Annotated in this window: 1 protein-coding gene; it reads right to left on the bottom strand. The window is 64.0% G+C overall.

Annotated features, from left to right (window positions below; translation table 11 throughout):
• Positions 1-253: DDE-type integrase/transposase/recombinase (locus tag ACRXB1_RS37870; protein WP_449494994.1), on the bottom strand; the 253-nt coding region annotated here is incomplete at both ends.

Raw genomic sequence — 253 nt, 5'->3', positions numbered from 1 at the left:
CCACGGTCACTGTGGAGGATCAGGCCCGCTTGCGGACGGCGGCGAAACCACGCCATACGCAGCGCATCAGACACCAGCTCCGTGCGCATGTGCGGCTGCATCGACCAGCCCACCACCTGACGGCTGAACAGGTCGAGAATGACGGTCAGAAACAGCCAACCCTCGTCCGTCCAGATGTACGTGATGTCCGTAGTCCAGACCTGGTCGGGACGCGCGGGAGAGAAGTCTCGTTGCAGCAGGTCCGGTGCGACCG

Source organism: Caballeronia sp. M23-90 (assembly GCF_053574605.1).
This window is presented reverse-complemented; position numbering and strand designations above follow the sequence as displayed.